Below are 14939 nucleotides of genomic sequence, written 5' to 3'. Positions count from 1 at the left end.
ATTATCAATAAAGAGTTGGAGGAAAATCATGTTAGTAAAAGCTTATGGAAAAATAAACATATCTTTAGATATAGTAGGTAAAAGAGAAGATGGATATCATTTACTGAAAATGGTTATGCAAAATGTAGATCTATATGATTCTATGTCCTTTCAAAAATGTAACAAAGGTATTAATATAAGCTGCAATAAGCCGTACATACCTACAGATGATAAGAATTTAGTATATAAGGCTGCAAAACTTTTTATGGACACCTATGATATTAGCGAAGGTATAAATATATATCTTAAGAAAAATATTCCTGTAGCAGCAGGTATGGCAGGTGGGAGTGCGGATGCAGCAGCTGTTTTTAAAACATTGAATCAAGTATTCAAAATAGATGTAGATGACAATGAACTTATGAAGTTAGGTGTCCAAATAGGTGCAGATGTCCCTTATTGTATAACAGGGGGGACTGCCTTGTGTGAAGGTATAGGAGAAATTATTACCCCGCTCGCGCCTTTTAAAAATTATATTTTAGTATTGGTTAAGCCAAATTTTGGAGTATCTACTAGGGAGGTTTTTAAAAACTTAGATATTAGTAAAATTTTTAAGCATCCAGATACAAATGCATTAATAAAAGCTATGGAACAAGAAAAATTAGCAGATGTATGCAGTAGTATGAAAAATTTACTTGAAAATGTTACACTAAGAAAATATCCAGTTCTCAAAAGAATAAAAGAAGATATGGTTAAAATGGGTGCAATGGGTTCAATGATGAGCGGAAGCGGACCGACGATATTTGCTTTTTTTGATGACATGTTAAAAGCCCAGAGATGCTATGATAAATTTAAAATTCAATATAAAGAAGTATATATAACAAGAACGATATAAATATAATTTTATAGTGAAATATAAGAACGTGTAAAAACCCTTTGTGGTTTTTGCGCGTTTTTATATTTATATAAGTGAATATTTTCTACCAGTGTCGTAAAAGCTAGTTAAAACAAAGTAGGGTTAAGTTGCTTAATCATAAAGTTTATATTGTTTTGATAATTATACTAAAATAGGGAGTAAAGGTATGAGAGTTTTAGAGTTGTTTGATATCTATTTTCTTACAATGATGGTAGTTCAAGGCGCCGTTGTACTTGCTGTGGATGTGAGAAACTTTAAGAAATCTGGAATGGGAATTATTAGTAAAAAAGCGCGTGTCTTAGGATGGCTTGCAATTATTACAGCTATCGTTCTATTTACACTGAGGTGGATATTTTAACGACATTTCAGAAGGAAAGTTTCCCGCTTCTATAAATGGGAGTTATATGTCCTAGTAAATAGAAAACTTCAGTAGAGGTATAAATCTCCTGCTGAAGTCGTTAATGCATTTTCTACGAATATGTTGCAGCGACCCAGGAGATGAGTTAATGCTATAGTCGATCAATACATATAAGGAAGTGAAGGATATGAAAGAGAGCATTAATGATAAAATTGAACTTGATGCAGGAAAAAATATAGAGTACTTAAAAGAACTTTTACAAGATAATTCAGATGTTATTTTTAGAATTTTTAATGTGGGAGAGTGGAAAGCCGCATTAGTTTACATTGATGGGATGGCAAATAACCAGCTACTCAATCATTATGTATTAGAGCCATTAATGTTATGGTCAAAGGGGATAGAGAATGTAGAGGAAATAAAAGACACTGTACTTGCAGTGACTGATATGCGGGAAGTGAAAAAATTAAGTGAAGGAGTTAATGCTGCCCTTTCTGGGGACACATTAATGTTTATAGATGAACTAAATTGCGCATATGTTATTGCTACCCGAGATTGGCCTGCTAGAGGGGTAGGTGATCCATCTGGTGAAACGGTAATTAGAGGAGCGAGAGAAGGATTTACAGAAACTATAAGATTCAATACGGCATTAATTAGAAGGCGAATTAGAGATACAAAGCTAAGAATTAAACCTAAAGCTATAGGAACTAGATCGAAAACCGATGTGGCTATTATGTATATTGACGATATAGTAAATAAAGAAGTACTTCAAGAACTTGAGGATAGAATAGAAAGAATAAACATCGATGCAGTTTTTGATAGTGCTTACATCGAGCAGCTAATAGAGGATAATAAATATTCTCCATTTCCTCAAATACAAAGTACAGAGAGACCAGACGTAGTAGCAGCAGCTTTATATGAAGGTAGAGTAGCATTGGTTGTAGATAATTCTCCTTTTGCAATTGTTGTTCCAGCTACATTACCTAATTTATTTCAATCCCCAGATGATTATTATCAAAGGTGGATGCATAGTTCTATGGTTAGAGTTATTAGAATGCTTTCTATATTTATTTCTCTTACTGCACCAGCACTTTATGTAGCAATTACCTCTTTTCATACAGCTATAATACCTACTAAATTAGCTTATGCTATAGCAGCTTCTAGGGAAGGAGTGCCATTTCCTGCATTTGTAGAGGCTATAATTATGGAATTATTCTTAGCGCTTCTTATGGAAGCTGTGGTTAGATTACCGAGGCCCATTGGAGCTACTATTGGAATAGTAGGAGGACTTGTTATAGGTCAATCTGCAGTGAGTGCGGGAATAGTTAGTCCAATTATGACAATTATTGTGGCAATTACAGCTATTACTACATTTGTAACTCCTAATTATGAAGTTACTACAGCTTTTAGACTTGTCAGGTTTCTGCTTATTATTGCGGCGGCAATTGTAGGATTTTATGGAATAATGATTGGGCTCATTATACTTCTAATTCACCTAGTTAGGATGAAAAGTTTTGGAATACCTTATTTAGCGCCAGCGGTGGATATTAACATTAAGGATTTAAAAGACATGTATATTAGAGCGCCAATATCTTCTCTAAAAGAGAGGCCTAAATATATGAAAACGGGAGATAAGATAAGACAAAAATAATTTGTACATCTTTTATGTGGAGGCTAAAGGGATATTATGAGAGATAAAAAGATAATTGGAGACTTTGGGTTGTTTACTACTGTAGTGGTAGCTATAGTAGGCGTAGGGATATTTTCCAGCCCAAGAGAAGTCATAGATAAAGTAGGTAGTGACGCGTGGATAGTTACTTTAGCCGGCGGAATAGTTGTTTTTTTATTACTGTATCTTATGTACATGGTTATGGATAAAAACGATTTTGAAGAACTTACAAATATATTGCAGAATAATTTTGGAAAGCTTCTTGGAGGCATATTTGGGATTACATTTGCAATTTATAGTATATTTATTGCTTCTCTTGGAATGAGGGAGTTTGCTGAAGTAATTAAATTGCATTTATTAAGGCGAACTCCTACAGAATTTATTTTGATGATTACTATTTTAACAGGAACTTACTTAGTTAGAGGTGAAATATGTGATTTAGTTAAGTTTAATGAAATTGTATTTTGGATTATGTTTATTCCCGCTTTTACAGTTTTCATACTTATCGCAATAAATGCAGATTTTACAAATTTATTACCAGTACTTAATAATAAGCCGTCCGATTACTTTAGGGCTTCTAGGTATATTTTATTCTGTTTTGGTGGGATTGAAATAGCCTACCTTATTCTCCCTTATGTTAAGAATAAGAGCAATTCACCCCGTGTGTTAAAAAAGAGTATTATGTTTGTAACAATCTTTTATCTAATTGTAATGATACTTGTTTTAGCGGTGTTCTCTAAATCGCAGAGTAGAATTTTATTATGGCCAACTATTTCCATGATAAGATCATTATATATACCAGGTTCATTTATAGAACGGTGGGAAGGAATAGTAATGGCGTTCTGGATATTTTTTTATTTCGCCACCTTTGTTAATGCTTATTTCTTTTCGGGGGAGATTGTAAAAAATGTATTTAAATTGAAAGATATTAAACTATCTTCACTTTTAATTATGCCTATTATTTATGTCGTAGCACTATATCCACAAAATATAGCAGAACTTTATGCTTTGCAATTTAAAACGACACCAGTTATATTAACGGCGATATTTCTTTTTCTACTCTTGCCGATACTCATCTTATTGGTAGGTAAATGTAAAAGTAAGGGTAAAGGGGGGCGGAAAAGTGCGGATGAAATTTAAGAAGGTTTTACCGGTTATCTTAAGCTGTATGTTGCTTAGCGGATGCTGGGATAAAGTAGAAATAGATAGGCTTAATTTCATATCTACTATAGCTGTTGACGCAGGGGAAGATATTGATAAAGAAAAGGAATTAAAAAGTATTAATCCGGAAGAACCATTTGCTGAGGCGAAGATTAAAAAAATTGATGTAACTTATGGATTTCCAGACATGAGTGTGATAGGGGGGGATAAAGGTGGGAGTCCACAGGAAAAATACATTAATACGCAGGCATCCTCTATGGAGGATGCTGCGTCAGAAGCCATAGCTAAAAGTAGTAGAGAGATATATATGGGGCATGCTAAGTTACTTATATTAAGCGATGATGTATTAAAATATAAAGATACTGTCAAAGAGATTGTGGATTATATGCAACGAAATCCTAGCATAAATAGAATGCTTCAGGTAGTTGTTTCGGAAGGCATAGCTGAAGACTATATAAAATTTAAACCTATGACAGAAAATAGCACCCAATATTATATTTCTGGACTTATGGATAACAGCAAGAGAAATTCTAGAATTATGAGCATAAATTTAAATGAATTTCTTATTCTTTTAAGCGAAAATGGAAGTGCGTTACTACCTAGAATAACTTTAGATAAGGGGAAAAAAGAATTGATTTTAACTGGTGCTGCTATAATTAAAGATTATGAATTAAAAGGATATTTTACGCCAATCGAGCTGATGGATATCCAATTGTTAAGTGGGAAGTTTAAAGCTGGTAAAAAAGTTATATACATGGAAGGACACCCTGTTGATTATATAATAGACGGATATGAAAGGAAAATGAAAGTTACGCAGGAAGGAGGTAAGTTAGCTATTGATATAGATATAAGCCTTGAGGGTCAGCTGGGTGGCTATTATGTAGGTAAAAGAATACTTGAAAAAGGTGAGTTGCAAAGACTGCAAAATACTTTTAATAAGTCAATTAGTGAAGAATGTGAAAAAAACATGGGAATTGCTATAAAAAAATTTGAGATAGATCCATTTGGAACCCGTGAAAATATTGAAAAATTTAACCCTTCGTTATGGAACAAAATAGAAAAGGATTGGGATGGGAAATATAAAAATGCAACAGTAAATGTGACTGTTAATACTAAAATTCGAAGAATCGGAGCAGTTCAATGAATAAAATTGCATAATATGTTAATACTTTTAATGTGAATCATTATATCCGGGGGGGATAAACATGAAAAAATTTATATTAACAAGCATTACCATAATTATTTTAATTTCCATAGCTTTAAATACAAATAATATGAGTGGAAAAGTAAACCAAAGTGATGTTGCTGGTAAACTTATAAGGTTTCATGTAATAGCTAATAGTGATGACAAAACAGATCAAAAGTTAAAATTAAAAGTAAGAGATTCTGTTTTAAAATATATATCACCAAAACTTAAGGATTGCAAGAGCATAGAAGAATCAAGAAAGATTATAAAGAATGAAAATAAAAACATTAAAAAAATTGCGGAAACGGTTATAAAGAAAAATGGGTTTAAATATTCCGTAGCATCGACACTTTCAGAGGAAAACTTTCCAGTTAAAACCTACGGAAATATAACTTTGCCTCAAGGTAAATATGAGGCTTACAGAATTATTATTGGAACTGGCACAGGCCAAAACTGGTGGTGTGTTATGTTTCCACCATTATGTTTTGTAGATATTACTAAAGGAAATGTATCATATGAAAAAACGGAAAAAGAAATGAAAACAGTATTGTCGGATGATGAGTATAATTTGGTAGATAATACTGTAAATAATAAAAAAATAGTTGTTAAATTTAAAATTGGCGAGATTTTTAACAAATTATTTAGTTGAAAAAATATCTAGAAGACTACTAGGAGGATAATAATTATTATCCCCTTATGAAGAATACCGGGAGGGAAACATATGAAAATGCTAAAGAAAAGAATTTTGTATACAAGTGTTGTAACTATAATTGTTGTATTTTCAACAACTTTTGCTATACTAATGTTTTTGGAAAGATTAGATTATAGAAATTATCTTCAAGGTCAATATAGTAAAAATATGTATGAACTTGTTAGTTCTGTACAAAATATAAGGGTAAACCTAGGTAAATCTGCTATTGTGGGGTCTAGAGAACAGAGCATAGTAGTCTTTGAAGAAATATTTAGACATTCAGCCACCGCAAATGATAAATTACATTCGTTGCCACTCGAACAATCAGTTATTTCGGATACTAGTGAATTTTTAACTCAAGTAGGAGATTTCTGCTACACTTTAGGCAAAGCATCATCAGAAGGAAAGGAACTTAATGATAAGGAATATGAATTAATTGACAAATTAGAGATGCAATCGTATACGCTCCAGGAACAATTAAATGGAGTGCTTTCTGAAATAAATGAAGGTAAAGTCAAATGGGGAGAGATTAGGAAAAAAAGTAGTGGAGTATTTGCAAAAGAGGGTAAGAGCCTTGTGACTGAAAAATTCACGGGTATACAAAAACAAATAGTTCAGTATCCAGCATTAATTTATGATGGGCCTTTCTCAGATAATGTATTAGAAATAAAGCCTAAAATAATGTCCCAAAAGGAAGTAAGCGAAAAAGAAGCAATCAAGATAATAAAAAATATATTTGGAGAAGATAAAATTGAAAGCATTGAAAGTAACCCACAAGAAGGGAAGACTAAAATACCTGCTTACAACTTTCATGTAGCATTTAAAGGTAGAGGTAAAGGTGATGGTAAAGCAGTAATAGAAGTAAGTAAAAATGGAGGTAGAATAGTATATTTATTAGATAATAGGGCTATAGGAAAACCAACTTTGAATGCTGATAAGGCAATACAAAGTGGAAGTAAGTTTATTAGTAAAATAGGATATAAAAATATGGAGTCTACATACGTGCTGAATTATGATAATACAGTAGTGGTAAGTTATGTGTATAAACAAGGAGAAGTGGCGATTTATCCAGATCAAGTAAAGCTTAAGATTGCGCTAGACGATGGTAGTATTATAGGAATTGAATCTGAAAAATTTCTAATTTCTCATGTTGAAAAAAGGAAGAACGTTAAACCAAAAGTAACAGCAGCAAAAGCGCAAGAAAAGGTTGGTAAAAGGCTGAAAATAAATAAAATTAGTTTGGCTGTCATACCAACCGAGACTAATAAAGAAGTATTGTGCTATGAGTTTTTAGGGTTATATAAGGAGAAAAATTTTATAGTGTACATTAATGCTGATACTGGTTATGAAGAAAGAATAATGGAAATAATAGACACGCCTAATGGCAAGTTAACTATTTAGTATAATAAAAGGTTAAGAGGACGAAAATATTACATGTAGTCAATTAAAGAGAGGATATATGTGCGATTTATGTACGTATATCCTCTCTTTAATTGAGTTGTTTTAACGACGTTTCAGACGGGAAGTATCCCACTTCTATAAGTGGAGTATAAATCTCCTTCTGAAGTCGTCAATTCATCTTCCTCGAAGCTATGCAGCGACCCAGGAGATGATTTAATTTGCCATTATAATTTCGAGTGGTGTTATTAGAGAAAGTGAGTTTTGAAAATTAAAATACAAAGGAATAGATAAAAATGATATAATATGATACAATACTAAAAAAAATTAGTATTATATACTAAAAAACTAGTATGTAATACTAAATTTATTTGGAAAATGGTTACTATGGTTATAAGGAGTGAGCGTTAATGAAAAAGAAGATAGCAGTGTTATTTGGTGGTCAGTCCACAGAACATGAGGTTTCGAGAATGTCAGCAACATCAGTATTGAAAAATATTGATCAAACAAAATATGATATATACCCTATAGGAATAACTAAGGATGGGCTATGGTTTGAATATACTGGTAAATTAGATAACATAGAGAATGGTGAATGGGAAAAGGACGAATATTATAAGAGGCCAGAGGGACAAAAAATTATATTTAATAAAGAAGTGGATGTAGTATTCCCAGTATTGCATGGTTCATTTGGAGAAGATGGAACTATTCAAGGTATGTGCAAATTATCCAATATTCCTTGCGTGGGTCCCGGAGTAATGTCCTCTGCTATTTGCATGGATAAAGTATATACAAAATACTTATTAGAAAAATTCAATGTAAAGCAAGCTGATTATGTGGTAATAAATTCGAGCGAACATGCAAAAGACAAAGAAATATTAATAGAAAAGATAGAAACAAAATTGGGCTATCCAGTATTTATTAAACCGTCTAATGGAGGGTCCTCTGTAGGTATAACAAAAGCACACAACAAATATGAATTAATGCTTGGAGTAGAAGAAGCTCTAAAATATGATAGAAAAATTTTAGTTGAACAGGCCATTAATGCAAGGGAAATTGAGGTTGCTGTAATAGGGAATGATTATCCTGAGGCGGCTATTCCGGGAGAAGTAATCCCCGCAAAAGAATTTTATGATTATGAAGCTAAATATAAAAACGAGGAATCTAAACTTTTAATACCTGCAGCGCTCTGTGAAGCTAAGCTACAGACCATTAAAGATGAAGCTATAAAAATTTATAAAATACTAGATTGTGCTGGAATGGCAAGAGTGGATTTCCTAGTGGATAAAGAAACAGAAGAAGTTTATTTAAATGAAGTTAATACTATACCGGGTTTTACTCAAATAAGTATGTACCCTAAAATGTGGCAAGCTACAGGGAAAACTTATGTGAAGCTTATTGATGAACTTATTGAATTGGCTATCAATAGGAACAATAAATAGTAGTTTTAACGACATTTCAGCTCCGCAGGAGATGGTTTAATAGGAATTATTAAAATACAGTAAAGAGAGGTATTGCTTATGACAACAGCTTTGGCTATGATTTCTGGAGGCCTTGATAGTATATTAGCAGCAAAACTTGTAAAAGATCAGGGAATAGAAGTCATTGGGATATGCTTTAAATCACACTTTTTCAATGAGGAAAATGCATTGAAAATCGTTAAACAAATAGATATACCATTAGAAGTTATAGACTTTTCAAATGAACATTTTGAAATGGTAAGAAATCCAAAACATGGATATGGGAAGAATGTGAATCCTTGTATCGATTGCCATGCTATGATGATGAGATATAGTGGAGAGCTATTAGAGAGATTTCATGCGGATTTTATTATAACAGGAGAAGTGTTAAATCAAAGACCTATGTCGCAAAATAGATCAGCTTTAGATATAGTGAAAAATGAATCGGGTATAGGAGATAAAATCTTAAGACCATTATGCGCTAAGAATCTTAATCCAACTCAAATGGAGATTGAAGGGTTAATAGATAGAAATGCTCTTTTGGATATAAAAGGGAGAAGCAGAAAGACTCAAATGGAACTAGCACAAATGTGGGGTATTCTAGAGTATCCATCACCTGCTGGTGGATGTAAACTTACGGAGCCTAACTATTCTATAAGACTTAAGGACCTCTTCGAGTATAAAGAAGATATATCAAAAAAAGATCTAGAATTATTAAAAATAGGAAGACATTTTAAGGTATCTAAGGATGCTAGGATTATATCTACAAGAACTCAGGAAGAGGGGGAATTATTAAAACAACTTTTAACGCAGGAAGATTTAGTATTCTTATCTGCGGATTATAATGGGTCTACTGTTGCTATAATTGGCAAAGAGACAAATGAAGATATTGAATTTGCAGCTAAAATTGCGGGGAGATATTGTAAGGGTAAGGATGAAAAAAATATATCTATTAGTTATGGCAGTTATGATCAGCCTTTAAATAAATTTATAGATATAACGCCTGCAACTGATGAAGAAATAAACAACTACATTTTAAAATAGCGAGGGGTAAGGGTATGAAGAAAAACGCAATAATTTCAGTTGTTAGCAAACAAGCTGACAATGAAGATGATGGTGAAGCAATTGAGGTGGTGACACCGGGTAAATTTTATAAAGAAGATGATTGCTATTATGCAGTATATGAAGAGACCGAGATTTCAGGAATGAAGGGAACTACTACTACTTTAAAAATTGATGAAGAAAAGTTTACACTTATAAGAACAGGAACTACTAATACTGAAATGAGATTTAAGAAGTATGTAAGGGACTTAACTTTATACAATACGCCCCATGGAGCATTAGATCTTACTGTGGATACTAAGGAGTTAAAGATGAATGTGGACGATAACGGCGGAGATGTATTTATAGATTATGATATGATAATAGGGAATCAACAAGTTTTAAGTACGACTTTGCAAATTAACATTAAAGCACAATAAAAATAAAGGCTATGTTCTAATTTTAGAACATAGCCTTTATTAACATGATACACTTTTTTTTTAACAACAAGTTAAAGTTATGTGTATAGTTTTTGTGTATAAGTGTCAATAATTTAAGTGACAACATAATATATAGAAAATCTAGGAGTGATTTAATGTTAAAAAATATTAATTATGAGAAGATAATAGAAGCTATTTGTTACGTTAAAGGCATAAAAAGTCATGAATCATTAAAAATATTAAAAGACAGAGAGTGTAAGTATATTTTATTCTTATTATTAAAAAAGTATAAATGTGGAGATGAAGAAAGCGCTTATAAGAATTTTCTGATTTCAAACAAAAGAGCTGCTAATTATGGGTTAAAAAAAGCAGAGGAACGATTTTTCATTAATAAAGAATTTAGAGAGAGGTATTTCGAAATAGAAAACATATTAGATAGAGACAACTAGAAATGTAAATATTTGAGATTTTACATAACAAAACTCAAAAAAAAAGAAAAACAAAAAAACACTGGTGAATGACAAAAAAATATGCTAAAATAATATTATTATTTTAATAATAAATACGCCATGATACCATACTATTCAATTTATAGGGTAATTCCTATTATAGAATTATAAAGAACATTTGTCAAGTTGTTTTTTATAATAGTTAAATAACTTATGATGAGCGATAAAACATAGGGGGAGTAATTATGAGTGCTAAGTACATATTTGTTACAGGGGGAGTAGTGTCATCTTTAGGGAAAGGAATAACAGCAGCTTCGTTAGGAAGGCTTTTAAAAAATAGAGGGTTAAAGGTTTCTATTCAAAAATTTGACCCATATTTAAATGTGGACCCGGGCACCATGAGTCCATATCAGCATGGTGAAGTTTTTGTTACGGATGATGGTGCGGAAACAGATTTAGATTTAGGGCATTATGAGAGATTTATTGATGAGAACTTAAGCAAGAGTAGTAATGTAACCACAGGGAAAGTATATTGGTCAGTCATATCAAAAGAGAGGCGAGGGGACTATTTAGGTGGTACAGTGCAAGTAATCCCACATATAACTAATGAGATAAAAGAAAGGGTCTATCGAGTAGCTAAAGAAAAAGACGTAGATGTTGTTATAACTGAAATCGGTGGAACTGTTGGGGATATTGAGTCTTTACCTTTTTTAGAGGCTATAAGGCAGGTGAAATATGAAGTAGGAATAGAGAATGTTTGCTTTATCCATGTTACATTAGTGCCATATTTAAGGAAGGCTGGAGAACTTAAAACCAAGCCAACCCAACATTCTGTAAAAGAATTGAGAAGTATAGGCATTCAGCCAGACATCATAGTATGTCGTTCTGAGAAGGAGATATCTGATGATTTGAAGTCCAAAATAGGTCTGTTCTGCAATTTGGAGGCGAACTGCGTAATTCAAAACTTGGATGCTGAGAATTTATATGAAGTGCCACTTATGCTTCACAAAGAAGGATTAGATACCCTAGTGTGTAAAAAATTAAAATTTACTTGTCTTGAAATAGATAATAGTGCGTGGATTAATATGGTAGATAAATTAAAGAGTTTATCTGGAAATGTAAAAATAGCTTTAGTAGGAAAATATGTAGAACTTCATGATGCATATATTTCTGTTGTTGAGGCATTGAGTCATGGAGGTCTTTTTAACGATTGCAATGTAGAAATTAAATGGGTAAATGCCTGCGATATAACTTCAGAGAATGCAAGTGAAATATTGGAAGATGTTGACGGAATATTGGTGCCTGGAGGATTTGGTGATAGAGGAATTGAAGGCAAAATACAGGCGACTCGATATGCTAGAGAAAATAAAGTGCCGTTCTTTGGGATATGCCTTGGTATGCAATGCGCTGTTATAGAATATGCAAGAAATGCGTCGGGACTCAAAACCGCTAATAGTTCAGAAATCGATGCGCAGACGAAGTATCCAGTAATAGATTTAATGCCAGACCAAAAAGATTTAGATGAAAAAGGAGGTACAATGAGACTAGGGCTATATGCATGTAAATTAGCAAAAGATTCTAATGCTTATGAAGCGTACAAAGATGAAGTAATATATGAAAGACATAGGCATAGATATGAATTTAATAATGAGTATAGAAAAGAAATGATTGACGCAGGACTTTTGCTTACAGGAACAAGTCCTGATGAAAAATTAGTAGAAATAGTTGAAATTAAAGATCATCCTTGGTTTGTTGGAGTTCAGTTTCATCCAGAACTTAAATCTAGACCTAATAAACCACATGTATTATTTAGTGCATTTATTAAGGCCTCGCTTAATAAATGATATAGTTAAAGGGCTGTAAGTAACATAAGCAGCCCTTTATTTTTTTACTCCATAACAAATTATTAAACAATTTTAAATTATAATGATTTTTATATAAAACTTACTAATAGTTTCAATTTAAATTTAGCAGGAATTTAATTAAATTTATAGAATTTAGTATTAAACACTATAGCCAAGAAAAATGGATTTGTTTTAACGGCATTTCAGCACTGCAGGTGATGATTAGTAATCCTTATGTAAAAAAATTCACATAAGAAGTATAAAATATGGAGGTGAAGTAATTGGTATTTGATACTAATATTGCTATGGCTTTGAAAAATCCTAATGGTGAGTATAAAGTTTGCGAACTGACAATATTTGAAATAGAGAACATGGAAACTGTATTTCCCTCTTTAAAAGTTGAATTACATAAAGGTACTGAAATATTAATTAAGGTTAAGTGTTCGCTATGTGAGGAGTTTCATTTTTATCATTATAATATTAATGAGTTTTTTAAAATAAATATGGTTATAGGAGGATGTGAACAATTAGCCTTACCTATATTTTTAATTGGCAAGAATCAAAAAGTTATTGAAAAAGTAAATGAATATAGACAGACTATAGAGAAGATTTACGCTATGATATAAAAGAAAAAACAAGTAATTAGGCGGGACATGGAACAATATAGGTTGCTGGGGAATTTAAATATAGTGGATTAAAATTGTGAAATAGGATATAATTTAAAGAATATATCATTTCAAGAAAATTCATTGGATAGTAGACTCGTTTTAAAATTCCCATGATATTTATTAAATAGATATTATATATGAAATACCCTTCGGAGGTGCAGATTTTTGATAAATAAAGATTTTGATAATAGGACAGTAGTCGAGCTGCGGGAACATTGCAAAGAACTCGGCATTAAAAATATTTCTAAACTTAAAAAAAGTGAATTAATTGAGGAAATAAAAAAGATAACGCCAGTTTCTATGCAAAAGGATGGAGTTATTTTAAGAGAAAAAATAAGTCCCAAAAACACTTCTACAGCTGGAGACAATATTATAGGAAATTCAGAGAAGCAAATCGAAATTAACCCAATTCAAACTACTCAAGCTACCAATAATTCAGAACATGATACAGGTTTTAAAAATCAAAATGAAAATAAAAAAGAAAAATTACAAGAAATGATAAATGAATCGGGATCGGCAAGAGGAGTTCTGGAAATAATCGAAAACAATAGTTATGGGTTTCTAAGAGGGAATAATTACTTATCAGGCCCTGACGATATATATGTTTCGCCATCTCAAATTAGAAGATTTAACTTAAAAACAGGTGATGAAGTAGAAGGTAAGGTTAGAACGCCTAAAGAGGGTGAAAAATTTAAAGCTCTGTTGTATGTACAACAAGTAAATGGAGAAAATCCTGACAGAGCTGTAGGTAGAAGACCTTTTGAAAAGTTAACTCCGATTTATCCAACTCAAAGATTGACACTAGAAACATGTGCAACTGATTTGTCTTCGAGAATGATGGATATTATTTCTCCTATAGGAAAAGGGCAGAGAGGCATAATTGTAGCACAGCCAAAGGCGGGAAAAACAACACTTCTTAAAAAAATCGCTAACAGTATCTCTATAAATCACCCAGAAGTAAAACTAATTGTTGTTTTAATAGATGAAAGGCCTGAGGAAGTTACTGATATGCAGAGATCTATTAATGGTGAAGTTATTTATTCAACTTTTGATGAAGAACCAGATCATCATACAAAAGTAGCTTCTATGGTTCTTGAGAGAGCTAAAAGAATGGTAGAACAAGGCCAAGATGTAGTTATTCTATTAGATAGTTTAACTAGGCTTTCTAGAGCTTACAATTTAACTGTGACCCCTTCAGGAAGAACTCTATCCGGAGGACTCGATCCTAGTGCACTTTTGATGCCAAAGAAATTTTTTGGAGCGGCTAGAAATATAGAAGAGGGTGGAAGTTTGACAATTCTTGCTACTGCTTTGGTAGAAACAGGAAGTAGAATGGATGATATGATTTTTGAGGAATTTAAGGGTACAGGAAATATGGAAGTTCACTTAGATAGAAAACTTCAAGAAAGAAGAATATTCCCAGCGATAGATATTTATAAATCAGGGACAAGAAGAGAAGATTTATTGCTTACTAAGATTGAAATGGAGACTATATATAATTTAAGGAAGATAATGTATAGAGAAGGTAATGCATTAGGTGTAACAGAAAAACTCCTAAATTTATTAGCTACAACAAAGAGTAATAATGAATTTTTTGAGATGATAAATAAGAATTTTGAATTATTAGCTAGATAACATAATTTTTAAATTAGTATAATTAAAAAAATGGAAAAGATAATTAAATC

Annotated in this window: 14 protein-coding genes; all 14 read left to right on the top strand. The window is 32.0% G+C overall.

What is annotated here, in order from left to right:
• The first annotated feature begins 28 nt into the window (after positions 1-28).
• The 14 genes from ispE (at position 29) to rho (ending at position 14889) form a co-directional block, all read left to right on the top strand.
• Entirely contained in the window at positions 29-871 is an 843-nt protein-coding gene (gene ispE, locus ACWJJ2_RS12395; RefSeq protein ID WP_165413250.1) for a 4-(cytidine 5'-diphospho)-2-C-methyl-D-erythritol kinase, read from the top strand.
• Between the two features lie 187 nt (positions 872-1058).
• Positions 1059-1250 (top strand): CLC_0170 family protein, encoded by a 192-nt coding sequence (locus ACWJJ2_RS12390; RefSeq protein WP_216303376.1) that lies wholly within the window; start codon positions 1059-1061, stop codon positions 1248-1250.
• Positions 1251-1437: 187 nt separating this feature from the next.
• Complete coding sequence (locus tag ACWJJ2_RS12385) at positions 1438-2898, top strand: spore germination protein (protein WP_165413248.1); 1461 nt, start codon at positions 1438-1440, stop codon at positions 2896-2898.
• 36 nt (positions 2899-2934) lie between these two features.
• Positions 2935-4056 carry a GerAB/ArcD/ProY family transporter gene (locus ACWJJ2_RS12380; protein ID WP_220286859.1) on the top strand — a complete coding sequence of 374 codons (1122 nt, stop codon included), beginning with the start codon at positions 2935-2937 and terminating at the stop codon, positions 4054-4056.
• On the top strand, positions 4046-5221 hold the full coding sequence (locus ACWJJ2_RS12375) for a Ger(x)C family spore germination protein (RefSeq protein WP_258876438.1): 1176 nt from the start codon (positions 4046-4048) through the stop codon (positions 5219-5221). The genes ACWJJ2_RS12380 and ACWJJ2_RS12375 overlap by 11 nt, the downstream gene beginning before the upstream one ends.
• 61 nt (positions 5222-5282) lie before the next feature.
• The gene (gene spoIIR / locus ACWJJ2_RS12370) at positions 5283-5912 is read left to right on the top strand and encodes a stage II sporulation protein R (RefSeq protein ID WP_165413245.1); all 630 of its coding nucleotides are present in this window, start codon (positions 5283-5285) and stop codon (positions 5910-5912) included.
• Positions 5913-5984: 72 nt separating this feature from the next.
• Positions 5985-7355 carry a germination protein YpeB gene (gene ypeB / locus ACWJJ2_RS12365; protein WP_216303373.1) on the top strand — a complete coding sequence of 457 codons (1371 nt, stop codon included), beginning with the start codon at positions 5985-5987 and terminating at the stop codon, positions 7353-7355.
• Between the two features lie 407 nt (positions 7356-7762).
• Positions 7763-8794: a D-alanine--D-alanine ligase family protein gene (locus ACWJJ2_RS12360; protein WP_462953344.1), complete on the top strand. Its 1032-nt coding sequence runs from the start codon at positions 7763-7765 to the stop codon at positions 8792-8794.
• 78 nt (positions 8795-8872) lie between these two features.
• Entirely contained in the window at positions 8873-9856 is a 984-nt protein-coding gene (locus ACWJJ2_RS12355; RefSeq protein WP_216303371.1) for a tRNA 4-thiouridine(8) synthase ThiI, read from the top strand.
• A gap of 14 nt (positions 9857-9870) precedes the next feature.
• The gene (locus tag ACWJJ2_RS12350) at positions 9871-10293 is read left to right on the top strand and encodes a YwiB family protein (RefSeq protein ID WP_462953343.1); all 423 of its coding nucleotides are present in this window, start codon (positions 9871-9873) and stop codon (positions 10291-10293) included.
• A 155-nt stretch (positions 10294-10448) separates the two neighbouring features.
• Positions 10449-10742 (top strand): ribose-5-phosphate isomerase, encoded by a 294-nt coding sequence (locus tag ACWJJ2_RS12345; protein ID WP_216303370.1) that lies wholly within the window; start codon positions 10449-10451, stop codon positions 10740-10742.
• 245 nt (positions 10743-10987) lie between these two features.
• Positions 10988-12586, top strand: a complete 1599-nt coding sequence (locus ACWJJ2_RS12340) for a CTP synthase (RefSeq protein WP_220286863.1) — start codon at positions 10988-10990, stop codon at positions 12584-12586.
• Between the two features lie 281 nt (positions 12587-12867).
• Positions 12868-13212 (top strand): hypothetical protein, encoded by a 345-nt coding sequence (locus ACWJJ2_RS12335; RefSeq protein WP_216303368.1) that lies wholly within the window; start codon positions 12868-12870, stop codon positions 13210-13212.
• Between the two features lie 207 nt (positions 13213-13419).
• Positions 13420-14889 carry a transcription termination factor Rho gene (rho, locus tag ACWJJ2_RS12330; protein WP_216303367.1) on the top strand — a complete coding sequence of 490 codons (1470 nt, stop codon included), beginning with the start codon at positions 13420-13422 and terminating at the stop codon, positions 14887-14889.
• Positions 14890-14939 lie beyond the last annotated feature (50 nt).

The sequence above is a fragment of the Clostridium sp. CM039 genome (genome assembly GCF_055081075.1).
Note: the sequence above shows the minus strand (reverse complement) of the source record. Positions and strands in the feature narration are given on the sequence as shown.

Excerpts from the sequence above, each read along its gene's own strand:
- ispE (WP_165413250.1), top strand. The coding sequence starts at position 29 with ATGTTAGTAAAAGCTTATGGAAAAATAAACATATCTTTAGATATAGTA.
- ACWJJ2_RS12390 (WP_216303376.1), top strand. The coding sequence starts at position 1,059 with ATGAGAGTTTTAGAGTTGTTTGATATCTATTTTCTTACAATGATGGTA.
- ACWJJ2_RS12385 (WP_165413248.1), top strand. The coding sequence starts at position 1,438 with ATGAAAGAGAGCATTAATGATAAAATTGAACTTGATGCAGGAAAAAAT.
- ACWJJ2_RS12380 (WP_220286859.1), top strand. The coding sequence starts at position 2,935 with ATGAGAGATAAAAAGATAATTGGAGACTTTGGGTTGTTTACTACTGTA.
- ACWJJ2_RS12375 (WP_258876438.1), top strand. The coding sequence starts at position 4,046 with ATGAAATTTAAGAAGGTTTTACCGGTTATCTTAAGCTGTATGTTGCTT.
- spoIIR (WP_165413245.1), top strand. The coding sequence starts at position 5,283 with ATGAAAAAATTTATATTAACAAGCATTACCATAATTATTTTAATTTCC.
- ypeB (WP_216303373.1), top strand. The coding sequence starts at position 5,985 with ATGAAAATGCTAAAGAAAAGAATTTTGTATACAAGTGTTGTAACTATA.
- ACWJJ2_RS12360 (WP_462953344.1), top strand. The coding sequence starts at position 7,763 with ATGAAAAAGAAGATAGCAGTGTTATTTGGTGGTCAGTCCACAGAACAT.
- ACWJJ2_RS12355 (WP_216303371.1), top strand. The coding sequence starts at position 8,873 with ATGACAACAGCTTTGGCTATGATTTCTGGAGGCCTTGATAGTATATTA.
- ACWJJ2_RS12350 (WP_462953343.1), top strand. The coding sequence starts at position 9,871 with ATGAAGAAAAACGCAATAATTTCAGTTGTTAGCAAACAAGCTGACAAT.
- ACWJJ2_RS12345 (WP_216303370.1), top strand. The coding sequence starts at position 10,449 with ATGTTAAAAAATATTAATTATGAGAAGATAATAGAAGCTATTTGTTAC.
- ACWJJ2_RS12340 (WP_220286863.1), top strand. The coding sequence starts at position 10,988 with ATGAGTGCTAAGTACATATTTGTTACAGGGGGAGTAGTGTCATCTTTA.